Raw genomic sequence first — 22,297 nt, forward strand, 5'->3', positions numbered from 1 at the left:
AATCAAAAGATAGGTTGTCGGGCGATCGCTCACGCGCAAACATCTGAACGCGATCAGTTGGGCCGGGCAGGGCTCGCTGTTTGGCAAAGCAAGTGAATCACATCAACAGCGCCCCTCGTCCGCGAGGGAGTGCAACAGGAGACTCCTTTTCATGAAGACCAACAGGATTTGTTTGTCCGCCGCGCTCGCGGCCGCAGCGCTTGGTGTCCCGATGGGGGCACTGGCCCAAGACACGCCATGGCTGGTCCGGGTGCGCGCGGTCTATCTCGACATGGCGAACAAGGATTCGACCGGGCTGGATCTGTCGCTGAACAACAAGCTCATTCCCGAGGTCGATATCTCGTATTTCTTCACGCCGTCGCTGGCCGCAGAGCTGATCCTGACCTACCCACAGAAGCACACCATCAGGGCTGGGGGCTCCGAGATCGGCTCGCTGAAGCATCTGCCGCCGACGCTCACGCTTCAGTACCATTTCGGCGGCCTGGGACCGTTCAAGCCCTACGTCGGTGCAGGTATCAACTACACACGCTTCTCGAGCGTCAAGTTTGATCCCGCTGTGCAGGCGGCGCTGCAGCCGAGTATCGAAAAGAGCAGTGTTGGATTTGCCGTCCAGGCTGGAGTCGACTACGCCTTGGCGAAGGGCGTGAGTTTGAATTTCGACGTGAAGAAGATTCAGATTCGCACCGACGTGATGTCGGCGGGCACCAAGGTCGGCGAGTTCAAGGCCGACCCGTGGCTGGTCGGTGCTGGTGTGGGCTGGCAGTTCTGAGTGGTCGGCGAGCGTTCGGTCGCCGAAGGCTTCAACCGACCGGGCGACGCACGCCCTGGTAGCCGGCATCGCCGAACGCCGCCTCTTCGTCACCGTGCAGCAGCGTGCCGGCCATGTTCAGGTCGTTGACGTTGGCCGCCGTGCCGGCCACGCTGTGCACCAGGCCCGAGTGCGCATCCACGCCGATGGGGGCCTTCATGCCGAAGTACCAGTTGTTGCCCTTGCGGGTGGGCTTCATCTGCGGGATGCGCAGCATGGTCTCGATGCCGAACGGCGGGCGCTCGGCAAGCTGCTTCATGGCGATCTTCCGATGGCCGGTCATGGGCTCCGATCATGCAAGCAGCGGATCTGTTTTGCAGAGCTTCCTGAGCTTGGCGATTCAGGACGAACGTAAATGAGATGGAACCTTTTCTCAGTGGTTGTTGTGGCAGGGTTCACGGCCAGCGATAGTGGCTTCGCGGTGAGCGATCAGGGCGATCGCCGAATTGGTGACGCGAGTTGGGGCGGTCCAGGGCAGTTCCCTGTATGTTCCGCGACGCTCACTGCTCGCGACAGCTCCAACTATGCAGACTTGGCGGCGAAACTGCTGATTGGGGTGCATCTGGTGGGTGCGGGAGGACTCGGCTATCTCGTCTACAGAAACGGCAGGAAGCGGCGAAGAGAGCATGAGGTATTCACTGAGTGACAAGGAGTGGCCATCGCCCGCGAGGGCAGATCGTGTCCTGCCACGGGTGAGTCGCCGAAAATCAGCAGGGGTCGCAGATCCTTCGATGATCGGAGCACCCGTGAGCGGATCTCCGGAGGTGCGGGCGTGACCATGCCGGGTCGAGCGATCCTTGCGGGCGCGGCGTTTCTCTTCAGCCTGCTCCAGGAACAGGCTTGTGCGCAGCTCATGCTGGGGCACGCCATACATTCAGATGATGGTGGATGCCATGTGTCTCAGACGGGGCATGAGTTGCACTTCACTACCTACGTGACGCCACCCGACGCCAAGTCTGTGTGGATGCTCACGCCCCATTGCGAGGTGATTCCTACGCCGGGACTCGTGCAAGTGACGGTGGTACTGGTGGACCAGAGTGGCCGGCAACGGCCGATTGCCGCGGAGCTGGTTCGCATGCGACCCGCGGCCGGCAGGGAGACGGAGCGGATTCTCAAAGTTCCGGCGAGGACCTATGACGCTGGTTTGATCGAACTCAGTCAGCAGCTCAATCAAGCGGGCGCATACGAATTGCGCCTCGATTTTGGCCCCGGTCAAGGCGGGAGCGACCTGGTGAGCATCCCGTTTCGTATCGAGCCAAGGCAGCAGAGCCGGATGCAATCTCGTCACTACCTTCTCGTGCTCTGCGCCATGCTGGTCGCTACCGGCGTCGGAGCGTGGGCGATTCGTCGGCGAACGATGCAGCAAGCCCTTCGCGTCGCAGATCTGGGAGCCACCGGAGCGAGCGACGATGCTGCCGCGCCGGGGCGCATGCGCCATGTCGACTGAGCACATGCGCGTATCGACCATGGCCTGCGCCGCAGTGATCATGCTTGGCGCCTGTGGGGTCGGTGGCGGCAACGCGGAAGACGGCGTGAAGCCGTACAAGTATCCGGCGCGGCATGTCGTCGCTTGCCAGGACTCCCGGCGAGCAAGGTCCCTGAGCGAGCCGCAACTCCCTTCGGGGCCGGTTCGCTATCGTGTGAAGGCGCCTGCCAATTACGACCCTTCCTTCGCGCACCCGCTACTTGTCGTCTTTTCCGCGGCGGGAGCCGATGCGGGGCGTACCGAACGCTATACGCATCTGACCCCGGCTGCGACCGAGCAAGGATTCGTGGTCGCTTATGTCGACCACCACACGATGAGCAAGAACGGTATCTTGGCGCTTGGCCGGGTGGTCCGCGACGTGGAGGGGCAATGGTGCATTGATCGCGGGCGAGTCTTCATGGCGGGGCATTCCGATGGAGGGACGGCGGCAACCGCGCTGGCCTTGCTTCCCGAGACGCGTGCTGACGTCCACGGCATTGCCGTGAGCGCGGCCGGATTCCGCACAGAAGATCTGGAGCAACTGGGTTGCCGAGACCCGATCCCGGTGATGGTCATGCATGGCGTGAACGACAAGCTCTTTCCTGGTTGGGGCGAGCAAGCGGCGAAGTGGTGGGCAAGCTGCAACGGGTGCGGACAGCAATCCGGATTCAAGGATCCAGCCCGGCCGGAGTGCCGGGCTTACGAGAGGTGCCCGAGTCGCGCGCCTGTCCTCTACTGCGAACTGCCCACTGCCCACAACAACTGGCCGGGACTTCACTCGAGGATGGTTGGATTCCTGCTGGGGCCCGAACCTCATTGAGTAGCCCACGAGAGTTCGTGAGCCGATCCTATCGACGGACCCGGCGCGTTGCCGCGGGTTCGCTTCTCACTGTCTGAACGGACAGCACTGCAGCTTGGTTGCGTGCGGGACGCCGTTCGCCCGACTCAAGAACACCACTTCAGTAGCAACTGCGCCACTTGCAACCGTGCCCTTGCACGCTGGCAAGCGATGCGAGTCGGTACGGGAGTGCTTGGTGCTTCGCGGACGGCATTCTTCGATCACCGAGACCGCAACCGGCAATCAAAAGTTAGGTTGTGAGCGGAATGCCCAAACGTAATGATGCAACCCGCGATCAGGCTCATGCGAAAGGATTCGTGAGGTGATCGAGTCGACGGTGGCTGAGGGTATACCCGCAAACCAGAAGGAGATGACAGTCATGAACACAACGGTACTTGAGAAAAACACGGCGAGCGTGTCCGCTGGCAGATCGCTGGCAGGCGTGCCATTTTATCTACGCGACCTGAAATGGGCGGCGCTTGCGCTGGTGGCCATCCTTGGCTTCTATTCCTTCGCAATCTGGTATCAGCAGGCTTACGGGCATCTGTATGGGATGGACTCGCACGCGCCGGAGTTTGAGCAGTATTGGATGAAGTGGTTGTGGGCGGAGATCACTCTCCTGCCGGTATTCGCCGTAGCAACCTGGTCGGCCGTGTGGTTCACCCGCCCCAAGGGGGAGACCAGTGTCGCGCCGAAGGAGGAGGTGCGGCGCTACTTCACGTATGTGATGTGGCTGCTCGTGTACACCTTCGCCGTGTACTGGGGCGCGAGCTTCTTTGCCGAACAAGATGGCTCCTGGCATCAGGTCGTGACCCGTGACACCAGTTTCACGCCGAGCCACTTGATGATCTTCTACCTCAGCTTTCCGGTCTACATCATCATTGGCGCGGGATCGCTGCTTTACGGCTACACGCGGCTGCCGATGTTCCGCGAGCACGGTGTGTCGGTGCCGCACGTGCTGGCGATCGTCGGGCCTTTCATGATCCTGCCCAATGTCGGCTTCAACGAATGGGGCCACGCCTTCTGGTTCATGGAAGAGCTGTTCACGGCTCCGTTGCATTGGGGCTTCGTGGTTCTCGGCTGGAGCGCGCTCGCCCTGGGTGGTGTGGTCGGGCAGATCGTGCTGCGGGTGAACAAGCTTTTGCCGCAGATCGAGAAGTAGGCCCTTCACCGCGGGCCCTCCATGGCCTGGAGGGCTCGCCCGGCTCGCCCCTTGCCCCGGGCATTGCGACGAGCCGGATGATTGAAGCAAGGCCCGGCTGCGGGCAGCGAATGTGCTACGGGCCGAGAAAAAAATTACCGATAGGAGACGCTCATGATCTGGATGCTGTTCCTCGCCTTGGCGGCGCTTGCCGCGCTGTACTGCTGGTGGCGCGAGCCGCGGCGACCAAGGCTACGGCTGCAAGGGCCGCAGGCTGCTGCGGGCGATCCAAGCGCACATGAGCCGCACAGAACCGAGCGTGGCCGCCAAGGCTACCGGCCGCTCGACCCAACCGGAGATTCGAAATGAGCAGTGTGATGAATGGCGGGATCGGTGCGCCGACAGAGCAGGTGAGTGCTGAGGCTCACCGCGTGGGCCGCTATCTGGAATGGCTCATCGTAGGGTGTGTGGTGTTCGTCCTGACGGGCGCGTTCCACCTGCACTTCATGCTGACGGCCGGCGATTGGGACTTCTGGCTCGACTGGAAGGATCGCGAATACTGGGTGACGCTGACGCCCGTGATGGCGATCATGTTCTGCGGTGCGGCGCACTACATCCTCTGGCAGCATTTTCGGTTGCCGTTCGGCGCCACATTGGTGTGCACCCTGCTTGTCATTGCCGAGTGGATCGTCCGCTACGTGGGGTGGCACGGCTGGTCGCACTACCCGATCAATCTGGTCACCCCAGCGTACTTCACGGCGGGCGCACTTGCCATGGATGCGATCCTGCTGCTGTCGGGCAGTTGGGTGATCACAGGCATCTTCGGGGCGTCGCTGTTCGGCCTGTTGTTCTTCCCCAGCAACTGGGCTTGGCTCGGTGCATTCCACGTCCCGGCCGAGGCGAATGGTCTCGTCATGACGCTGGCTGACCTGATCGGATTCGAGAACATCCGGACGGGGACCCCGGAGTACATCCGCATCATCGAGCGCGGCACGTTACGCACCTTCGGACAGCATTCGACACCTGTCTCGGCCTTTTTCTCGGCGTTTCTTTGCACGCTGATGTACTGGATCTGGTGGTTTGTGGGCAAAGCATTCTCTACGGTGAAGTACATCAAGGGGGGCGGGCTGTGAACGGCTTCGTTCGGATCCAAAGCGGCGGTACAAGAGGCGGAAGTCGAGGAGGCAGTATGAAGGGAATCTTCGGGGCGATTCAGCGCTGGGCGGCTGCGGCGACGCTCATGGTGGTGGCGGCCATGGCGCCACAGGCGGCACTTGCACATGGCGAGAAGGCGCAAGAGCCCTTCCTGCGGATGCGCACGGCACAGTGGTACGACGTGGAGGTCACCAAGACGAAGGTGGCTGTCAACGAAGAACTGGCGGTGCGCGGCAAATTCCGTTTCTCGCCCGATGAGCACTGGCCGAGGGCCGCTGCGAAGCCGACGACGGCGTTCCTGAACGTCTCGGCTGCGGGCCCGGTGTTCGTACGCGAGGGCTCGTTCGTGAACGGCGTCAACATGGCCAACAGCACGACGTTCGAGTTGGGCCGGGATTACGAGTTCGAGGTGAAGCTCAAGGCCAGCGAGCCCGGACGTTGGCACATCCACTCGATGATGAACATACAGGGTGCGGGACCTTTGGTCGGCCCGGGAAGTTTCGTCGAAGTCACTGGAAACCACGACGACTTCCTCAACGAGATCAAGACGCTCACCGGCGAGACCGTCAATCTGAGCACTTACGGGACGAAGAACAACATCATGTGGCACCTGGTCTGGGGTGCACTGGCCGTCGCCTGGTTGGGCTACTGGCTGGCCAAACCATTGTTCTTCTCGCGCTTCCGCAAGGTCGAGGCGGGTGACGCTGCGTCGCTCACGACGCGGACCGACCGTGTCGCCGCCGGCATCGCCTTGGTCAGCGCCCTGGGCCTCACTTTCGTCGGCTACAGCATGGCCGAGGCGAATCATCCGGTCACGTTGCCGCTGCAGTCCGCGCATGAAACCGTGGCACCACTGCCCATACCTGCCGGGCGACCGGAAGTGAAATTGATCAAGGCCAGCTATCGCGTGCCGGGGCGTGCGATGAACATGACGCTCGATGTCACCAACAAGTCCGACAAGCCGATTCGGCTCGGAGAGTTCGCGTCCGCGACAGTGCGCTTTCTGAATCCTGAAGTGGGGATGATGGACGAGGCTGCGAAGAAGTATCCGAAGAACCTGATGGCGGACAAGGGTCTGACCGTTTCGGACAACAAGCCCATCCAACCCGGTGAGACCCGTCGCATCGAAGTTCAGGCGCAGGACGCGGCGTGGGAGGTGGAGCGGCTGTCGAGCCTGATCTACGACCCGGATAGCCGTTTCGGCGGTCTTCTGTTCTTCTACGACAGCGATGGCAAGCGGCAATTGGCCGATGTGGGCGGAGTGCTCGTTCCCACGTTCGTTGGCACTGGGACCTGATCAGGTGCGGGTGCAAGAGCTGGTGAGGCAGGATGGCGTGAGGAACGGTGGTTCACCACGCCATCACCGCGCTCGATGAGGCATGCGATGAAGCGATTCGCCCAGGTAGGCATGATGACGAAGGCAATGCGATTGGCGACGACGGTGGTAGCTGGGGTTTGGCTGCAGGGGGCAGCGCATGCGCATGGCAACGCGCCGATCGAACAGGACGTCTGCGCGCATCAGATCAGCGGCAGCTGGCTCCACTACTCCGCGTACCAGCCCTCGCATGATCCGAAGGCCCAGTACTGCGAGGAGATCCCGCGCGCCGGGGAGACGATCCTCGTCATCGACATCGTTGATGGCCGCCTTCGCGAGCGGCTTCTGGCGGTCAAGATCGAAGGGCCGGACGACCGCGGTGGGATGAGGACGCTGATGGATCTGCCGGCGCGGTTGCATGCAAACGGCGTCGTTGATACGACAGTCAATCTGGACTCGCCCGGCAAGTACGTGGTGTCTGTTTTTTCTCCCGAGCGGAATGAGCTGGATCGATTTGAACTCTCGGTGGCCCAGTTCAACTGGCAGAAGAAGCTTCGACAGCTTCTCGTTCCCGGTCTGTTGAGCATTCTGCTGGTTTGGCTGGGCCTCAGGACCAAGCGGTGGTTTTCGAAGCGATCATCCGGTCGGCGCGACAGATGAGTCGATATACGCGTCGCAAAGCAACAAGGTGGTGGGCCGCGATCTTTTGGGTGGCGCTTGCCACGGGATGTTCCGACGACGAGTTGTCGGCGGCACAGGCTGCAGATCTGCTTCGCGACAGCAGCATGTATCCGCAGCCGAGCGTCGTGGCGCTCCCGAGGTCGGTCGTGACGGCCGGACTCGAGCACAACACGGTGCTGAAGCAGCGGCTCGACGACTTGGCGAAGCGAGGATTGATCCGTATGACCTCGATCAGCAGGGGTGACAAGGCGGTCACGGAGCTTGTCTTGACGGACGCGGGTGCGGTTCATCGCGCAACTCGGGCCGGCGTCCAAGCGCCTGATCCTGAAAACACCGTGCGAACGGCGACCAAGGTGTTCGATCGAGTCGTTTCCGTGGGGACGGTGCGTACGTCACAAGGGGTGAAGGTGCGAGATGTGGTGATCTCCTGGCACTACGAGGCGGTGACGCCGTTCGGCGAAGCGGAAGGTGTCTCGCCGGGACAGAGCAGGCAGACGGCTGCCGCTGCAGTGCGGTTCGGCGACGGGTGGCGTTTCATCGACCAATGAAGCGAGGTCGCGCCGGAGGAGTATGAATTGCGCCAACGGAACTGGATGCTGAACGTGCAGAAGGTCATGAAATCGAAGGCTTCGACGCGTCGATTCGCCGGCGCCGTGATACTGGGCGTGATCATCGCCACGGCACTTCAAGCACAAGCACATGGCGGGCTGACGTTCGACAAGGACGTTTGCAAGCTTGCCATCGGCCCCTACCTGATGCACTTCACGGGATTTCAGCCCGAGAGCACGGCCAGCAAGGAATTCTGCGAAGACATTCCCCGAACCGGCAGAACCATCATTGTCCTGGACTACATCGATCTGGAGCTTCGAAAGCTGCCGGTCGAGATTCGCATCGTCAAGGACACCGGTGACATGTCTCGTCTGGATGCGATCACCGCGTACCACAAGCCCGCGAGGATGTATCCGAACGGATCGCTGGATGTGGAAGTTACGTTCGCAGACGCGGGCAAGTTCGTAGGAATCGTGAGCGCCGGTGAGGGCGGGCGGTACGTCGCACGCTTTCCCTTCGAAGTCGGGCGCAGCAGATCCCACGTCTATCTGGCTGCGGCTGCGATGTTCATCGCCTTCGGTGGTGCCGGTCTCTACTACGGCCTGCGTCGCAGGTCGGGCCGGAACCGTCGAAAAGCGATCAATGTGCCGGCCTGAAACCCATCCGGCGAGAAAGGAGCGGACATGATGATGGTCTACAGGAGATTTGCGACGAAAGCGGCGGCGCGGATCGTGGGCCTCGCCTTGGCAGTGTCGAGTGCTGCCGCGGCAGCTGCCGAGCCAGGCCACGATGCTCACCGGCACCCGACGCAGCCGGCGACTTCCCCCGAGGTCGATGCGAAGACACTGCCGCGCATCACGATCGTCGCGCCCGCGGAGGGCGCGAAGTTGAACCCCAGCGTCGCGGTGGAGTTCGAGACCGCGGCGGACTTGGGCAGGATGACGATGGGCGCCGACGGTGTCGGCATTCATCTCCATGTCGAGATCGATGGGACGTCGTTGATGCCGAGCATGAGTCAACTCGCGAGGGTAGGCAAGCAGCGATACCGCTATGTCTTCGATCTACCCGTGGGGCCGGGCAAGCATGCGATCAGCGTCTACTGGTCCGATGCGCAACACCGGACCATTCAATCTACCGTGCAAAGGCGTGAAGTGATCGTGGTCGATAAGCAGTAGGCGACGACATGGGCCGCACGATGAACTCCAGCCGATCCTCGGTGCGAATGAGCAAACGCCTCGGCGCGGGTTGGGGATGGGCAAGGGGTGTCTTGCTGACCGGGTCGCTATTGCTGGGCGTTGTCGGGACTGCGCTAGCGCATGCGGCTCTGGTGAAGGCGGAACCGGCGCAGCGCACCAGCCTGACGAAGGCGCCGACACAACTGCGGCTCTGGTTCAGCGAACGCTTGGAACCCGCCTACGCCGAGGCCACCCTTACCAAGGAGGGAGCGAGAGAGCCCATCGCGGCAGGAAAGGCGAAAGTCGACCCGAATGAGCCGAAGTTGCTCGTGCTGGAACTGCCAGCGCTCGAACCGGGCCGGTATGTCGTCAAGTACCGCGTCCTCTCGGTGGACGGCCATACCGTCGACTACGGCTACACGTTCAGCGTAACGGGCGGTCCAACCAAGCCGTAGCAGATGGAGCTTCTTGGGGCTCCGTTGCGATGGCTGCAACTGTGCGCAGGGCTGTCGCTCGTCGGCATGTTTGCGATCCAGTGGCTCGCTGGCGAGGGGCGATCCCCCGCCGTCGCGAGGTGGCGAGCCGGTCTGCAGGCCGTCGCGCCTTGGCTCGTGGCGATGCTCCTCGTGTGCGCTACGGGACTGCTGATGTTGAAAGCGGCATCGATCACCGGACGCGCGGAGGCCGCCTTGGACTGGGCCGAGCTGAAGCGAATCATTCTGCAAACGCGATTCGGCCAAGTGTGGGCTGTGCGGCAGGTTCTTGCCCTTGGCCTGCTGCTGCTCGCGCGCTGCGGGCGAGTCACTGGTCGGGTCGGCGAATGCGGGCTCCACGGGTGGTTCGCGGCGCTTGCCGCGCTGCATCTGGCGCTTGCGGCGATGGCCGGCCACGGCGCGGCGACCGAGCCGATCTGGCTGGCGGGTGCCGGTCATGTGATGCATCTGCTTGGCGCGGCGGTCTGGGCGGGCGCGCTGCCGGCGATGGGCTACGGCTTGTGCCTCGCGGCGCGGTCGGAGCAAGAGACGGACAGAGACTACTTCGCCGCAGCGCTGCGCCGCTTCTCGGCGCTGGCAGGCGCGAGCGTGCTGATGGTCGTCCTTTCCGGATCGATCATCGGCTATCTGCAGCTCGGTGCACCTACGGGTTGGCCAGCGGGCGGCGGCGACGTGCTCGGCGGCTTGTTCAGCGTGTTGGAGCGCGTGCTCGCGCCGCTGCTGGGGACAGCGTACGGGTTGCAGGTTTTCGCCAAGGCACTCCTGCTGGTGCCGGTGCTCTTGTTTGCTGCCCGAGTGCGGTTTGTCTGCATGCCTCGCTTCGGCTCAGGGTTGGCGCAGCGGCGGCTCGCGATGCGCAGCGCAGCCCGTTGGGTCGGGCTAGAACTCGGGGCGGTAGTCGTTATCCTCGCACTCGCCGCCAGCGTGACGGGCACAATCCCGGCCGCCCACGATCGAGTCGTCTGGCGGCTCCCGATGCGATGGTCCGCCGCTGCCACTTGGGACCAACCAGGCGTTGCCGCGTGGGTGATGGGCGCAGCGTCGCTGACGATTGCCTCGTTGCTCTTCGGGGGGCTTTCTTGGTGGCGGGCGCGTCATCGGTCGAGGCCAGCCGGTCGGCTGCGCAGCTGGATCGTCGGCTTGACCGCTGTCGGCGGCGCCGTGGCCTGCCTGTACGCACTGTCGGTCCCCGCCTATCCCGACACGTTCCGGCGAACCGAAACGCCATATAAGGCCGTCTCCATTGCTCGCGGAGCGGAGTTGTATTTGCAGCATTGCGTGGCCTGCCACGGTGCCGGCGGTAGGGGTGACGGGCCACTCGCGGCGCGACTGAAAGTGAAGCCGGCCAATCTCACCGAACCACACACAGCGCTGCACACGGCTGGCGACATTTTCTGGTGGCTGACGCACGGCAAGCCGGAAGGAGGCATGCCAGGCTTCGAGGCGAAAACAAGCGTCGAGGAGCGATGGGACCTCGTCAACTTCCTGAGAGCCTTTTCGGCAGGGCACCAGGCCCGAATCCTGACAGCCGGCGTCGTGCCGAATCGACCCTGGCTCGGTGCGCCGGATTTTGATTTCGGCACCGAAGCGGGAGTCGTTGGCTCACTCAAGGACTATCGGGACAAACAGGCCGTGCTGCTGGTTTTCTATTCCCTTCCCTACGCATCCGGACGACTGCATCAACTGGCAGACTCATATCCGAAATTGAGGGCCTCCAATGTCGAGGTGATCGCAGTGCCCTTGCGAACTACTTCGGGTCTGCCACCTCCCGGCCTCCCGTTCCCGACCGTGAAGGACGGGGCTCGCGAGGCGGCGACAACCTACCTGCTGTTCAGAAGGACATTGAGCGATGCCGGATCGACGGTCCTCGGCGAGGCGCCGGCACATCTCGAGTTGCTGATCGACCGTTTCGGCTACGCGCGTGCGCGGTGGTTGACGAATGATCTTGGCGGGTCTGCGGCCGAGGATTGGCTGGATACGGCGTATTTCCTACACCAAGTCGACCTCCTCAACCGCGAGGGGAGGATTCTGCCCTCACCCGACGAGCATGTGCATTGATGCGTTGCATGCCTACCAGCCGCGCACTGACGACATGCGCCCCGTCCGGGATCGGGCGGTGGTGCTGCCAGGTTCCGGTGGCGTTGACGTTGTCGCGCGCCAAGCCCAACCGGAAGCGGAACGCGCCGTAGGCACGTCGACGTGCGGCATCGGTGGGCGTGAGGTGGACCTCCTGGCTGGAGCCGTCCAGAACTCGTTCGACCGGCAGCCCACCCTTCAGCGTGGACTGCAGAGTCAGGGTGTCCTGGTCCTTGCGATCCGCGCTGGCAAACTTGGGCGCACGGCCCAACGCGAGGGACTTCTTCCGGGCGAGCAAGGCGCCGTCCAGCACCTCGGTCGCGGTCGCTCATCCGAGCCCCGCATCGACGGCCTGGCAGCACATGCGGTAGGTGGGGGTGCTGGTGGTGTTGCCCGCGCGAGAGAAGAACAACGCGCGCAAATCCGCCCGGTGCCTTTCGCGGATCGGCCTCGGGAGCGCAGTCAACTCGGTTCCGAGTTCCAGTCGCTGGGGCGCCAAGAGGTGCAGGCGTTCGACGTCGGCGCCAGCCTTGGCGGCTGCGACTGCCGCCTCGCATTCGACCAGCTTCGCCTGCAGGGCCTGGGCCTGCGGCCCGGCGCGTTCGAGCACCCAGGCGTTCATCTCCTTGTGGACGATGCGGATGCAGCCGATCAGCGCGCTGTAGAGCTGGCGCGCCTGTTGGGTCTGCATGGCTATGCCGGGCCACTGGGATGTCCAGTGACGAGTCGCCGCATGCGTACAGCACCCAGGATCCCCCGCAAGATCTCCAGCGGCGGCGGCGGGCAGCCGGGCACCGTCGCATCGACGGGAATGACGTTGGCCACTCTGCCGCAACTGGCATAGCTCTCACCGAAGATGCCGCCCGTGCAGCCGCAGTCGCCCACGGCGACCACCAGCTTGGGCTCGGGCGTGGCCTCGAAGGTGCGCCGCAGCGCTTCCTCCATGTGGCGCGACACGGGCCCGGTCACCAGCAACAAGTCGGCATGGCGCGGGCTGGCGACGAACTTGATGCCGAGTCCCTCGATGTTGTAGTAGGGGTTGTTGAGTGCATGGATCTCCAGCTCGCAGCCGTTGCACGAGCCGGCATCCACCTGGCGGATCGTCAAGGCCTGACCCAGGATGTCGAGGATGTCCTGGTGGATGCGATGGATTGCAGCGCCCTCGACTTCGGGCAGCTGCGGCATCGGCTCGGTGACGATGCCGGTGCGGACGATCTGCTTGAGGATGTGCCACATCAGAGGTCGTGTCCCGAATAGCTCAGGTTGAAGGACTTGTTGATCAGCGGAAAATCCGGAACGATGTTGCCGATCACCGCATGCTCCAGCACAGGCCAGTTCTGCCAGGAGGGGTCATGACAATGACAGCGCGTGATGCGGCCGTCAGCCCCCGTTTCGAGCGCGACAAACACTTCACCGCGCCATCCTTCCACCCAGCCCACGCCGGTTGATGCTTCACCTGGCGGGTGCAGATCGACGCGAAGCTCGCCCAGCGGAAGCCCACTGCAAAGCGCCCGAATGAGGCGCAGCGATTCGAACACCTCATCGAAGCGCACTGACACCCGCGCGGCCACGTCGCCGCTGTGGTGGGTGGCCATCGCGACCTTGAATTGATCGAAAGGGCCCCACGGGTGGTCACAGCGCAGATCGAATGCCTGGCTACTGGCCCGGCCAGCGAGGCCGGTGAGGCCGAGACGTGCCGCCAGTTCCGGCGTCACCCGTCCGGTACCGAGGAACCGATCCTGCAGCCCGGCGTGCTCGTCGTAGATGGTCCTCAACGCCCGGACCTCGCGCTCGATGGCATCGCACTGCTGCCGCAGGCGGTCACACAGGGGCGGCGACACGTCCATCTCGACACCGCCGGGCATGATCGCGTCCATCATCAAGCGGTGTCCGAAGGCTTCCCGCGACAGACGTTGCCAGTCCTCGCGCAGACGCGAGAACTGCGCCAGGCCGAAGGACAGGGCCGCATCGTTGCCCAGGGCCCCGAGGTCGCCCAGGTGGTTGGCCACCCGCTCGCGTTCCAGCATCAGCGCGCGCGACCACAGCGCGCGCTCCGGAACCTCGCCATGCCAGGCCGACTCCAGAGCCATGCAATAGGCCCATGCAAATGCCACGGTCGAGTCGCCCGAGACGCGTCCGGCGAGCCGGTGCGCGTCCAGCGGCGCCAACTCGACGAAGCGCCGCTCGATGCCCTTGTGCACGTAGCCCAGATGCTCTTCCAGCCGTAGCACCTTTTCGCCAACCACGGAGAAGCGGAAGTGGCCTGGCTCGATGATGCCGGCGTGCACCGGGCCGACGGCAATCTCGTGAACCCCGTCGCCTTCGACCCGCACGAAGGGATAGTCGGCGGGCAAGACGCCCTTGTTCGCAGGCACGGAGCCGCCACCGGGCTGCAAGGGTGCTCGCGCAGACGACCACAGTCCGTGGTCGAGCCAAGGCCTCTGATCCTGGCTGCTCTCGGCACGCAGCCCGGACAGGTCAGTCATGGCGCGCTGCATGCGTAGTGCGCAAGGGAACAGTGGCGCCAGGTCCGGGAAGCCCGCGGCCGCGTCGCCGATCGGCAGTTCGAGCCAGACCAGGCCCTCGCGCACCGCGAAGGACGCACACGCCCCGACTCCACCTGGAGATGGATGCCGTTCGACGCCCCACATCGAGACCAGGCGCCCGCCCTGTTCCGCAACCGCGCGTGCGGTGGCACTCCATGTGTCTCGATCCACCCGCCCGTGCCAGATCGGCAGCGGCGCCGGCAGTCGGCGAAGGTCGAGTCCGAGGTCTGACAAGGCCATGGCGTCAGTTCCCCAGCATCGCTGCAGCCTGGCGGTACCAGGCGTCCAGGTACGGCGGGATGTACAAGCCCAGCATCAATCCGAGCGCCAGGTGCAGGAACACCGGGATCAGCGCCGGAGGATGCGCCAACGGTTTGACGTTGGTGTCGCCGAACACCATCGGCTGGACACGACTGAACACCGACGCGAAAGCCAGGCCCAGCGCGATCAGCAGGAACGGGGTCGCCCAGGGTTGCTCGCGCATTGCCGTGGTGACGATCAGGAACTCGCTGGCGAAGACGCCGAACGGCGGCATGCCCAGGATGGCCAGCGCGCCCAGCATCAGGCCCCAGGCCACGGTCGGGCTGACCTTGATCAGTCCGCGGATGTTTTCCATGATCTGCGTGCCGGCCTTCTGCGTCGCGTGACCGACGGCGAAGAAGATGGCCGACTTGATGAGCGAGTGAACCGTCATGTGCAGCAGCCCGGCGTAGGTGGCGATCGGGCCGCCCATCCCGAAGGCGAAGGTCATCATGCCCATGTGCTCGATGGACGAGTACGCGAACATGCGCTTCACGTCCTTCTGCCGGATCAGGAAAAACACCGCGGCCACCACCGACAGCAGCCCGAAACCCATCATCAAGCGGCCCGACAGCGCATGGCCGTGCAGGGCGCCGTCGGTCAGCACCTTGCAGCGCAGCACCGCGTACAGCGCCACGTTCAGCAGCAGGCCCGACAACACGGCCGACACCGGCGTCGGGCCTTCGGCATGGGCGTCGGGCAGCCAGTTGTGCACCGGAACCAGGCCGACCTTGGTACCGTAGCCGATGAACAGGAAGGCAAAGGCCAGCGTGATGATGTCGGGGTCGAGCTGCCCCTTCACCGCGTCCAGGTTTGTCCAGAGCAGGGCGCCCCCTTCGGGCCCGATGACTTTGGCAGCCGCCATGTAGAGCAGTACCGTGCCGAACAGCGCCTGGGCGATGCCGACGCCGCAGAGGATGAAGTACTTCCAGGCCGCCTCCAGGCTGGCCGCGGTGCGGTACACGCTGACCAGCAAGACGGTCGTCAGCGTGGCCGCTTCCATGGCCACCCAGACGATGCCCATGTTGTTGGTCGTCAGCGCCAACAGCATCGTGAAGCTGAACAACTGGTACATGCTGTGGTAAAGGCGCAGGCGCGGCGGGGTCATCTTGCCGTGGTCGCGCTCGATGCGCATGTAGGGCCGCGAGAAGATCGACGTGGTCAGGCCGACGAACGCGGTCAAGGTGACCAGGAAGACGTTCAGCGCGTCGATGTAGAACTCGCGGCCCCACACCAGCAGCGGACCGCTTTCGATGATCTGCGCCGTCAATGCACAGGCTGCGACGAAGGTGCCGAAACTGAAGGCGACGTTGATGTCGCGCGCGTTGTCGCGATGTCCGAACAGCGCCAGCACCGCTCCGCCAGCCAGCGGGCAGGCGAGCAGGAAGGCCAGCGCATTCAGTTCGAAACTCAATTCAGTCTTCTTTGAGCTTTTCGAGGTTGCGGATGTCCAGGCTGTCGAACTGCTCGCGGATCTGGAACATGAACACCCCCAGGATCAGCACGCCCACCAGCACGTCCAGCGCAATGCCCAGTTCCACCACCATCGGCATGCCGTAGGTGGCGGAGGTGGCGGCGAAGAAGAGACCGTTCTCCATCGCCAGGAAGCCGATGACCTGGGGCACCGCCTTGGCGCGCGTGATCATCATCAGGAACGACAGCAGCACGCAGGCCAGCGCGATGCCCAGCGTGCCGCTGGCCAGCGCCGACGACAAGTGCGAGATCGGTATCGCCAGATTGAAGGCGAAGATCACGACCCCGATGCCGATCAGCATCGTCGTCGGGATGTTGATGAGCGTTTCGACGTCCCGGCGGATGCCCAGCCGGTCGATCACCCGGTGCAGCAGGTAGGGAATCAGCAGGACCTTGAGCACGAAGGTCAGTCCTGCCGACAGATAGAGGTGGTGCTGATCGGTGACGTACCCCACCACGGCGGTGGCCAGTGCCAGCGTCGCACCTTGCATCGTGAACAGGTAGATCAACGACAGGATGCGGCGTTGCGAAATCATCGCGAACGCCAGCATCAGCAGCACCGCGCCGAGCAAGTTCACGAACTGGGGCAACAACGCAGTCATGTGCGCTCCCTTGCCGGGTTGCCCGGGCCAGTGCCGGCATCGGCCGTGGTGCTGTCGTCGCGCATGGCGCGGTCGGGGTGCTGCCAGCCGGGAAGCTCCCGGATGCGATCCAGCCAGCGGGCCACGTTCGGGTGGTCGACCGCGGACAGCCTCGCCTGGTCGAGCCAGTGCAGATAGGCTGAGCAACTGAGGTCCGCGATCGTCAACCCGGATGCCACCAGGAACTGCCGGCCGTCGAGGAAGGCATCCAGGGTGGCAAGGTCGGCGCTGGCGCGGGCATGCAGGTAGGCCATCACCTCTGCTGGCTGGGGCGCCCACATACACGCGTAACGCAGGTTTGGGACACTGAAGCCAACACGATTGGCCTCCCAGCACAGCCATTCGATCACCGAGGCCCGCTCGCTCGCAGTCCCCCCCATCTGCCCGGTCTTCCCGGCCAGGTGCATCAGGATCGCGTTGGACTGGCAGTGCGCGCGGCCACCGTCCACGAGCACGGGGACTTCGCCAAACTGGCTGGCCGAACGGAACGTCGACGGACGTTCGCCGCGGGGCAGGCCGAGGTCGATCCTCTCGTAGCGGTGTGGAGTGCTTGCCAGCAGAAGGAAGAGACGCACCTTGTAGGAGTGGCCAGAATCCGTGCTTCCGTAGAGCAGCATGTCGTGCATCCTTCAGCGCGCCAGCAGCAGGTGGACCAGCATGCCGATCACTGCCAGCAAGAAGGCCGTGGCCAGGAATTCGGGGACGCGGAAGATGCGCATCTTGGCGCTCAGCGTCTCCAGCACCGCCAGGAAAAAGCCACCGATGGCGAGCTTCAAGACGAGCGCGGGCAAGGCCAGCAGCATGGCCTCCGGTGCCTGGGCTTCGGCCACGCCCCAGGGGAAGAACAAGGCCAGTCCGATGCAGGAGTATGCAAACAGCTTCAGGCTCGCTGCCCACTCCAGCAGTGCCAGGTGCCGGCCCGAGTACTCCAGGATCAGTGCCTCGTGCAGCATGGTCAGTTCGAGGTGAGTGGCCGGGTTGTCCACCGGGACGCGGGCGTTCTCGGCCAGCGCCACCATCGTGAAGGAGACGCCAGCAAAGGCCAGCCCCGGGTAGATGGCGAACTCACGGTGCGCCAGCGTCTCGACGATGGTCGTGAGCGAGGTCGACTTCGAGATCAGCGAAGCAGAGAACAGCACCATCAGCAGCGCCGGCTCGGCCAGGAAGCCCACCAGCATCTCCCGGCGGGCGCCCATCGTGCCGAAGGCCGTGCCGATGTCCATCGCGGCCAGCGAAATGAAGACGCGGGCCAGCGCGAACAGGCCCACCAGCGCGATGGCATCGGCGGCGGGCGCCAGCGGCAGATCGGTGGACAGCGTGGGGATGATCGCGCAGGCCAGCACCATGCAGCCGAACTTCACGTAGGGCGCGGTGCGGAACAGGCGCGACGCATGGTCGGCGACCATCGATTCCTTGTTGAACAGCTTGTGCAACATGCGGTAGGGCTGCCACAAGCTGGGCGCCGACTTGTTCTGCAGCCACGCGCGCCACTGGTTCACCCAGCCCGTCAGCAGCGGCGCGATCGCGATCGCGATCACGACCTCCAGCAATTGCGACAGGAAGCCCGTGAAGCTCATGATTGTCCCCAGGTCCGCTGCGCGGCCCGCCCCCCGCGGGGGAGCGCTTGCTTGGGGCGGCCCGGCGCTGCGCTCATCGCATCACCGCCAGCAGCGTGGCCACCAGGGTCAGGAAGCTGTACATCAGGTAGACCGAGATGCGACCCTGCTGCATCAGGCTCATCAATCGCGCGAGGTAGTTCGCCAGATCGGTGATGGGAACGTAGAGCCAGCGCCAGAAATGGTCTTCAACGACGACACGGTAGGTCGGCTTGTCGTCGAATGGCGTGGGCAGTTCGCGCCGCATCACGAAGAAGGGCTCGAAGATCTGGCGGATGGGCTGGCCGAATCCTTCGGCGCTGTCCTGCGTGCGTGCGGTGCTCCACGGGAAGCCGCAGGCCCAGGGCGGGCCGCGACGCATGCGGCCGTGGTACAGCCACCGCACCATCAGGAAGGCCAGTGCGAAGCAGCCCAGGATGCCCAGCAGGAAGATGACCGGACCGTAGCTCGCCTGCTCCATGCTGTTGGGCGCCAGCAGCCAGCCGCTGCCCGCCACGCGCGCGCCCAGACCCGCATGCACGAGTTGCTGCGTCACCGGGTCGATCAACTGGATGAACTGCGTCGGCAGCAGACCGAGCGCCACGCAGCCGGTGGCCAGCCACACCATGCCGGCTCGTTCCCAGAGGCCGGCATCGTGGGCTTGCGCGAGCTTTGCCTCGCGCGGCTGGCCGAGAAAGATCACGCCGAAGAATTTGACCATCGTGTAGCCCGCCAGCGCGGCCACCAGCGCGATGAGGGCCGCGACGACCGGGATCAGCATGGTCAGCAGCGGCACCGGCAAGCCCGGCGCGAACAGGAAGCTCTGCAGCAGCAGCCATTCGGAGACGAAGCCGCCGAGGGGCGGCAGACCGGCGCTGGCCAGCACGCCCAGCAGCGTGAGCCAGCCAACCCAGGGCATGGTGCGGATCAGTCCGCCGAGCTTGCCGAGGCTGCGTTCCGAGGTGGCATGCAGCACACTGCCGGTGCCGAGGAAGAGCAGGCTCTTGAAGCAGGCGTGGCTGGCCACGTGGTACAGCGTTGCCGTCAGCGCCAGCGCGGCCATCGGCAGCATGTCGTAGCCGGCAAAGATCAGCGTGAGACCCATGCCGACGAACAGCAGGCCCATGTTCTCGATCGACGAGTAGGCAAGCAGGCGCTTCATGTCGGTCTGCACCGACGCGAACACGACGCCGAACAGCGCAGTGGCAAGCCCAATGGCCAGCAGCAGGCCACCCCACCACCACAACCGCAGGTGCAGCAGGTCGAGCGACACGCGCAGCATGCCGTAGATGGCGGTGTTGAGCATCACACCGCTCATCAGCGCGGACACCGGCGACGGTGCCGCCGGGTGCGCCTCGGGCAGCCAGACGTGCAGCGGCAGCACACCCGCCTTGGCGCCGAAGCCGAACACGGCCAGCAGGAAGCCGATCGAAGCCCAGAACGGGCCCAGTGCTTGCGCCCGCATGTTGGCGAAGGTGTAATCCCCGGTGTTGGCCTGCAGCACGCCAAAACAGAGCAGGATGGCGATCGCGCCGATGCGCGCCATCGTGATGTACAGGTAGCCGGCGCTGCGGACTTCCGGAATGCGGTGGTTGGCCGTGACGAGAAAGAACGACGACAGGGCCATCGTCTCCCACAGCACCATGAACGAGTACGCATCGTCGGCCAGGACGACACCCGTCATGCTTCCCAGGAAGACGTGGTACTCCAGGCACAACAGTCCGGGCGGCGTGCCCTCGCCCTTGCGGAAGTAGCCGGCAGCGAAGGCCGAAATGCCGGCGGATGCCGCGCCGATGACCATCAGGAAATAGGCCGAGAGGCTGTCAAGCCGCAAGTGAAATGGAAGCGACGGGAGCCCGATCGGCAACACCGCCACTTCGGGTGTGCTCATCAATGCAGCGATCCCCAGACCACCGAGCACCAGCCCGAGAAAGCCGCCGACCGGGAACAGCGCGTGCGAGACCACCTTCAATCGATGCAAGGCGAACACGCCCGCCACGCCGACCAGCAGCCAGCCCGCCATGACGGCGAGCACCCAGTCGATGAGCAGCCACTGTGTCATGGGGAGCACACGGCCCGCAGTCCGGTCCTAGCCGCGCCGGCGGCCTGTACGGGAGCCAGCAGCAGCCGTCGACTTGGGTTGGGGACGCTTCGCCGTGGAGCGAGTCCGTTCGGTGCTCTGCGCCGGCTCTTCCTCGGGCCCCGTGGCGGTGTAGTCAACGCCATGCTCGGCCAGGTAATCCCGAATGAGCTGCCGGACCACTTGCGACGCGGTCCGGTCTTGCAGGGCGCACAGGCGCTCGAACGCCGCTTTCTTGTTCGGATCGATGAGCAACGTCAGTCGTGCGGTCTTGAGCTCCATGATCCTCTCGAATCGAGTTCAGGGGATTGCATCGAACGCACATCGTACGCCCACGGCATGCGAATAGCGAAGTATCACGCCCGCCGATCCTTCAGCGCGGAGGCAATCAACGCAAACGCGGCCAGCAACTGGTTGGCGGCCATGGGGTCGAGGTTCTTGGGTCGGCGCATGGCGCCCGGTCGGACCTGCTCCAATGCCTGCCCATTGCAGGCGAAGACGATGCTGTTGCTCATCTCGCCGTCGTCGATGACGAGCACGGCGTCGTTGAAACTGCGCCGGATGCGCTCCAGGTGCCTCTCGTAGCTTGCGTGCCCGTAGTGCAGGTTGACGACCATGATCCCGCCGGGCTGAAGCATTGCCACGCAATCGTCGTAGAAGCGCTGTGAGCACAAACGCGACGGCAGGCCCTGGACATCGAAGCCATCGACCATCAGTACATCAGGCCGCGACGCCCGCAGGCGGACGAACTGGGCACCGTCGCCCCGCACCACGGTGAAGCGCTCGTCATCTGGCGGCACATGGAATTCGTCGCGCAGCGCAATCACGTGCGGGTTGATCTCGACCACCTGGACGCGTGTGTGCGGCAGGTAACGGAAGCAGAACTTCGCGAGCGAGCCGCCGCCCAGGCCGATCATGGCGATCCTCTGGGGTGCCGGGTTGAAGAGCAGGAAGCCCATCATCGTGCGCGTGTACTCCAGGTCCAGCGCGTGCGGGTCCTGGATCTGCATGCGGCTCTGGATTTCGCTGATCGAGAAGTGCAGCGCTTTCGAACTCAGGCTCTCGTAGACGAACGGCTTGACGTGCTGAGCTGACTCTTGGGTTTCGGGCATGTTGGGCAGTGCAGGCAATGAAGCGATGAGGGTGGACCAGGACGGCGTCAAGACGGCACGTGGTTTCATGAGGCTGTGGTTCAGCTCGATATACCGAGAAGGTCCAGGACGCCGCAGACAAACGTCAGCGGATGCGACGGGCAGCCGGGCACGTACAGCGTGGGCTTGAACCGTTCCAGGAAGCTGCGCTCAATGGCCGAAGACCCCTCGAACGGGCTGCCGGAGATCGCGCAGGCACCGACCGCAATCACCAGCTTGGGTTCGGGCATGGCGTCCCAGCAGCGCTGCAGGGCCAGGGCCATGTTGCGTGTGATGGGCCCGGTCAGCACCAGCCCGTCGGCATGGCGCGGCGAGGCCACGATGTCGATGCCATAGCGGCCGATGTCGAAGTTGACGTTGGACAGCGCATTGACCTCCAGCTCGCAGCCGTTGCAGCCACCGGCCGACACCGACCGCAGCTTGAGGGAGCGGCCGAAGCGTGCCCGCAATGCGGCATTGACCTTCACCGGGTCGGGCGCCGGACGCGCAGCACTGAGCATCAGGCCCGATCGGTCCGTGGTCGCCAGCTTGAAGTCGTTGTTGAACGAAAGCTTGCCAGGGGGGCACACCGGCCCACAGTCGCCGCACAGGACGCAGCGGCCGAGGTCGATATGCACTGCTTCAGCGGACGCTGGCGCCAGCGTGATGGCCTGGGTCGAGCACACGCTGACACAGGCCTGGCAGCCTGATTCGCAGGCGGTCTCGCCGATGATCGGCTTGCCGCGGAAGCCGACCGGATTCGCCTGCCGCGGATCGGGGATGTACTGCGAGCCCTGCGAGACCCTGACTTTGATCGACTTGAACACGTGGGGTC

At 64.3% G+C, this 22,297-nt stretch carries 26 protein-coding genes and 1 pseudogene; 14 read left to right on the top strand and 13 right to left on the bottom strand.

Annotation, left to right across the window (positions count from 1 at the left end; translation table 11 throughout):
* Positions 1 to 151 precede the first annotated feature (151 nt).
* Positions 152 to 769, top strand: coding sequence for an OmpW/AlkL family protein (locus ACQY9S_RS04835; protein WP_428423456.1), 618 nt, complete (start codon positions 152 to 154; stop codon positions 767 to 769).
* A 43-nt stretch (positions 770 to 812) separates the two neighbouring features.
* On the opposite strand, the pseudogene ACQY9S_RS04840 reads toward ACQY9S_RS04835, so the two are convergent.
* Positions 813 to 1,019: pseudogene (locus tag ACQY9S_RS04840) on the bottom strand (transposase); the annotation flags it as partial.
* A gap of 144 nt (positions 1,020 to 1,163) precedes the next feature.
* Between ACQY9S_RS04840 and ACQY9S_RS04845 the strand changes: the two are divergent.
* From ACQY9S_RS04845 to ACQY9S_RS04905, 13 genes are all read left to right on the top strand, one after another.
* The gene (locus ACQY9S_RS04845; RefSeq protein ID WP_428423458.1) at positions 1,164 to 1,454 is read left to right on the top strand and encodes a hypothetical protein; all 291 of its coding nucleotides are present in this window, start codon (positions 1,164 to 1,166) and stop codon (positions 1,452 to 1,454) included.
* A 126-nt stretch (positions 1,455 to 1,580) separates the two neighbouring features.
* Entirely contained in the window at positions 1,581 to 2,255 is a 675-nt protein-coding gene (locus ACQY9S_RS04850) for a hypothetical protein (protein WP_428423460.1), read from the top strand.
* Positions 2,245 to 3,093, top strand: coding sequence for an alpha/beta hydrolase family esterase (locus tag ACQY9S_RS04855; RefSeq protein ID WP_428423462.1), 849 nt, complete (start codon positions 2,245 to 2,247; stop codon positions 3,091 to 3,093). Before ACQY9S_RS04850 ends, ACQY9S_RS04855 begins: the two co-directional genes overlap by 11 nt.
* A gap of 397 nt (positions 3,094 to 3,490) precedes the next feature.
* Positions 3,491 to 4,273, top strand: coding sequence for a bacterial ammonia monooxygenase, subunit AmoC (gene amoC, locus ACQY9S_RS04860; protein WP_428423464.1), 783 nt, complete (start codon positions 3,491 to 3,493; stop codon positions 4,271 to 4,273).
* A 153-nt stretch (positions 4,274 to 4,426) separates the two neighbouring features.
* The gene (locus tag ACQY9S_RS04865; RefSeq protein WP_428423466.1) at positions 4,427 to 4,621 is read left to right on the top strand and encodes a hypothetical protein; all 195 of its coding nucleotides are present in this window, start codon (positions 4,427 to 4,429) and stop codon (positions 4,619 to 4,621) included.
* A complete protein-coding gene (amoA, locus tag ACQY9S_RS04870) occupies positions 4,618 to 5,385 on the top strand; it encodes a bacterial ammonia monooxygenase, subunit AmoA (protein WP_428423467.1) in 768 nt (255 codons plus the stop codon). The genes ACQY9S_RS04865 and amoA overlap by 4 nt, the downstream gene beginning before the upstream one ends.
* Before the next feature lie 56 nt (positions 5,386 to 5,441).
* Entirely contained in the window at positions 5,442 to 6,704 is a 1,263-nt protein-coding gene (gene amoB / locus ACQY9S_RS04875; protein WP_428423469.1) for a bacterial ammonia monooxygenase, subunit AmoB, read from the top strand.
* A gap of 87 nt (positions 6,705 to 6,791) precedes the next feature.
* Positions 6,792 to 7,382, top strand: coding sequence for a hypothetical protein (locus tag ACQY9S_RS04880; protein ID WP_428423471.1), 591 nt, complete (start codon positions 6,792 to 6,794; stop codon positions 7,380 to 7,382).
* Positions 7,343 to 7,951, top strand: coding sequence for a hypothetical protein (locus tag ACQY9S_RS04885; protein WP_428423473.1), 609 nt, complete (start codon positions 7,343 to 7,345; stop codon positions 7,949 to 7,951). Before ACQY9S_RS04880 ends, ACQY9S_RS04885 begins: the two co-directional genes overlap by 40 nt.
* Positions 7,952 to 7,996: 45 nt before the next feature.
* Positions 7,997 to 8,608 carry a hypothetical protein gene (locus ACQY9S_RS04890; RefSeq protein WP_428423475.1) on the top strand — a complete coding sequence of 204 codons (612 nt, stop codon included), beginning with the start codon at positions 7,997 to 7,999 and terminating at the stop codon, positions 8,606 to 8,608.
* A 27-nt stretch (positions 8,609 to 8,635) separates the two neighbouring features.
* Complete coding sequence (locus ACQY9S_RS04895; RefSeq protein ID WP_428423477.1) at positions 8,636 to 9,127, top strand: hypothetical protein; 492 nt, start codon at positions 8,636 to 8,638, stop codon at positions 9,125 to 9,127.
* An 8-nt stretch (positions 9,128 to 9,135) separates the two neighbouring features.
* Entirely contained in the window at positions 9,136 to 9,582 is a 447-nt protein-coding gene (locus ACQY9S_RS04900) for a copper resistance CopC family protein (protein ID WP_428423479.1), read from the top strand.
* Positions 9,583 to 9,606: 24 nt separating this feature from the next.
* Complete coding sequence (locus tag ACQY9S_RS04905) at positions 9,607 to 11,679, top strand: c-type cytochrome (protein WP_428423481.1); 2,073 nt, start codon at positions 9,607 to 9,609, stop codon at positions 11,677 to 11,679.
* Here ACQY9S_RS04905 and ACQY9S_RS04910 read toward each other — a convergent pair.
* The 12 genes from ACQY9S_RS04910 to ACQY9S_RS04965 all read right to left on the bottom strand — a co-directional run bounded on the left by ACQY9S_RS04910 (position 11,630) and on the right by ACQY9S_RS04965 (position 22,289).
* Entirely contained in the window at positions 11,630 to 12,010 is a 381-nt protein-coding gene (locus tag ACQY9S_RS04910; RefSeq protein WP_428423483.1) for a hypothetical protein, read from the bottom strand. The genes ACQY9S_RS04905 and ACQY9S_RS04910 overlap by 50 nt on opposite strands.
* A 15-nt stretch (positions 12,011 to 12,025) precedes the next feature.
* Entirely contained in the window at positions 12,026 to 12,388 is a 363-nt protein-coding gene (locus tag ACQY9S_RS04915; protein WP_428423485.1) for a hypothetical protein, read from the bottom strand.
* Between the two features lie 2 nt (positions 12,389 to 12,390).
* Complete coding sequence (locus ACQY9S_RS04920; RefSeq protein ID WP_428423487.1) at positions 12,391 to 12,933, bottom strand: NADH-quinone oxidoreductase subunit B family protein; 543 nt, start codon at positions 12,931 to 12,933, stop codon at positions 12,391 to 12,393.
* Entirely contained in the window at positions 12,933 to 14,483 is a 1,551-nt protein-coding gene (locus ACQY9S_RS04925) for a Ni,Fe-hydrogenase III large subunit (protein ID WP_428423489.1), read from the bottom strand. Before ACQY9S_RS04925 ends, ACQY9S_RS04920 begins: the two co-directional genes overlap by 1 nt.
* A gap of 4 nt (positions 14,484 to 14,487) precedes the next feature.
* Positions 14,488 to 15,945, bottom strand: coding sequence for a hydrogenase 4 subunit F (locus tag ACQY9S_RS04930; protein ID WP_428425581.1), 1,458 nt, complete (start codon positions 15,943 to 15,945; stop codon positions 14,488 to 14,490).
* Positions 15,946 to 15,958: 13 nt separating this feature from the next.
* Positions 15,959 to 16,618 carry a formate hydrogenlyase gene (locus ACQY9S_RS04935; RefSeq protein ID WP_428423491.1) on the bottom strand — a complete coding sequence of 220 codons (660 nt, stop codon included), beginning with the start codon at positions 16,616 to 16,618 and terminating at the stop codon, positions 15,959 to 15,961.
* Positions 16,615 to 17,274: a glutathione S-transferase family protein gene (locus tag ACQY9S_RS04940; RefSeq protein ID WP_428423493.1), complete on the bottom strand. Its 660-nt coding sequence runs from the start codon at positions 17,272 to 17,274 to the stop codon at positions 16,615 to 16,617. The genes ACQY9S_RS04935 and ACQY9S_RS04940 overlap by 4 nt, the downstream gene beginning before the upstream one ends.
* A 12-nt stretch (positions 17,275 to 17,286) precedes the next feature.
* Positions 17,287 to 18,234, bottom strand: coding sequence for a respiratory chain complex I subunit 1 family protein (locus ACQY9S_RS04945; protein ID WP_428423495.1), 948 nt, complete (start codon positions 18,232 to 18,234; stop codon positions 17,287 to 17,289).
* A 73-nt stretch (positions 18,235 to 18,307) separates the two neighbouring features.
* Positions 18,308 to 20,314: a hydrogenase 4 subunit B gene (hyfB, locus tag ACQY9S_RS04950; protein WP_428423497.1), complete on the bottom strand. Its 2,007-nt coding sequence runs from the start codon at positions 20,312 to 20,314 to the stop codon at positions 18,308 to 18,310.
* A 27-nt stretch (positions 20,315 to 20,341) separates the two neighbouring features.
* Complete coding sequence (locus tag ACQY9S_RS04955) at positions 20,342 to 20,614, bottom strand: ribbon-helix-helix protein, CopG family (protein ID WP_428423499.1); 273 nt, start codon at positions 20,612 to 20,614, stop codon at positions 20,342 to 20,344.
* Between the two features lie 74 nt (positions 20,615 to 20,688).
* On the bottom strand, positions 20,689 to 21,444 hold the full coding sequence (locus ACQY9S_RS04960) for a transferase (RefSeq protein ID WP_428423501.1): 756 nt from the start codon (positions 21,442 to 21,444) through the stop codon (positions 20,689 to 20,691).
* Between the two features lie 80 nt (positions 21,445 to 21,524).
* Positions 21,525 to 22,289 carry a 4Fe-4S dicluster domain-containing protein gene (locus tag ACQY9S_RS04965; protein WP_428423503.1) on the bottom strand — a complete coding sequence of 255 codons (765 nt, stop codon included), beginning with the start codon at positions 22,287 to 22,289 and terminating at the stop codon, positions 21,525 to 21,527.
* Positions 22,290 to 22,297 lie beyond the last annotated feature (8 nt).

It is taken from the genome of Methylibium sp. (assembly GCF_965279545.1).
Lineage (GTDB): Bacteria > Pseudomonadota > Gammaproteobacteria > Burkholderiales > Burkholderiaceae_C > Methylibium.

Bases quoted from the DNA above. Each gene is read 5' to 3' on its own strand.
- ACQY9S_RS04835 (WP_428423456.1), top strand. From the start codon at position 152: ATGAAGACCAACAGGATTTGTTTGTCCGCCGCGCTCGCGGCCGCAGCG.
- ACQY9S_RS04865 (WP_428423466.1), top strand. From the start codon at position 4,427: ATGATCTGGATGCTGTTCCTCGCCTTGGCGGCGCTTGCCGCGCTGTAC.
- ACQY9S_RS04925 (WP_428423489.1), bottom strand. From the start codon at position 14,483: ATGGCCTTGTCAGACCTCGGACTCGACCTTCGCCGACTGCCGGCGCCG.
- ACQY9S_RS04945 (WP_428423495.1), bottom strand. From the start codon at position 18,234: ATGAGCTTCACGGGCTTCCTGTCGCAATTGCTGGAGGTCGTGATCGCG.
- ACQY9S_RS04915 (WP_428423485.1), bottom strand. From the start codon at position 12,388: ATGCAGACCCAACAGGCGCGCCAGCTCTACAGCGCGCTGATCGGCTGC.
- ACQY9S_RS04960 (WP_428423501.1), bottom strand. From the start codon at position 21,444: ATGCCCGAAACCCAAGAGTCAGCTCAGCACGTCAAGCCGTTCGTCTAC.
- ACQY9S_RS04890 (WP_428423475.1), top strand. From the start codon at position 7,997: ATGCTGAACGTGCAGAAGGTCATGAAATCGAAGGCTTCGACGCGTCGA.
- ACQY9S_RS04845 (WP_428423458.1), top strand. From the start codon at position 1,164: ATGAGATGGAACCTTTTCTCAGTGGTTGTTGTGGCAGGGTTCACGGCC.
- ACQY9S_RS04880 (WP_428423471.1), top strand. From the start codon at position 6,792: ATGAAGCGATTCGCCCAGGTAGGCATGATGACGAAGGCAATGCGATTG.
- ACQY9S_RS04895 (WP_428423477.1), top strand. From the start codon at position 8,636: ATGATGATGGTCTACAGGAGATTTGCGACGAAAGCGGCGGCGCGGATC.
- ACQY9S_RS04855 (WP_428423462.1), top strand. From the start codon at position 2,245: ATGTCGACTGAGCACATGCGCGTATCGACCATGGCCTGCGCCGCAGTG.
- ACQY9S_RS04955 (WP_428423499.1), bottom strand. From the start codon at position 20,614: ATGGAGCTCAAGACCGCACGACTGACGTTGCTCATCGATCCGAACAAG.
- amoC (WP_428423464.1), top strand. From the start codon at position 3,491: ATGAACACAACGGTACTTGAGAAAAACACGGCGAGCGTGTCCGCTGGC.
- ACQY9S_RS04920 (WP_428423487.1), bottom strand. From the start codon at position 12,933: ATGTGGCACATCCTCAAGCAGATCGTCCGCACCGGCATCGTCACCGAG.
- ACQY9S_RS04940 (WP_428423493.1), bottom strand. From the start codon at position 17,274: ATGCTGCTCTACGGAAGCACGGATTCTGGCCACTCCTACAAGGTGCGT.
- ACQY9S_RS04900 (WP_428423479.1), top strand. From the start codon at position 9,136: ATGGGCCGCACGATGAACTCCAGCCGATCCTCGGTGCGAATGAGCAAA.
- amoA (WP_428423467.1), top strand. From the start codon at position 4,618: ATGAGCAGTGTGATGAATGGCGGGATCGGTGCGCCGACAGAGCAGGTG.
- amoB (WP_428423469.1), top strand. From the start codon at position 5,442: ATGAAGGGAATCTTCGGGGCGATTCAGCGCTGGGCGGCTGCGGCGACG.
- ACQY9S_RS04935 (WP_428423491.1), bottom strand. From the start codon at position 16,618: ATGACTGCGTTGTTGCCCCAGTTCGTGAACTTGCTCGGCGCGGTGCTG.
- hyfB (WP_428423497.1), bottom strand. From the start codon at position 20,314: ATGACACAGTGGCTGCTCATCGACTGGGTGCTCGCCGTCATGGCGGGC.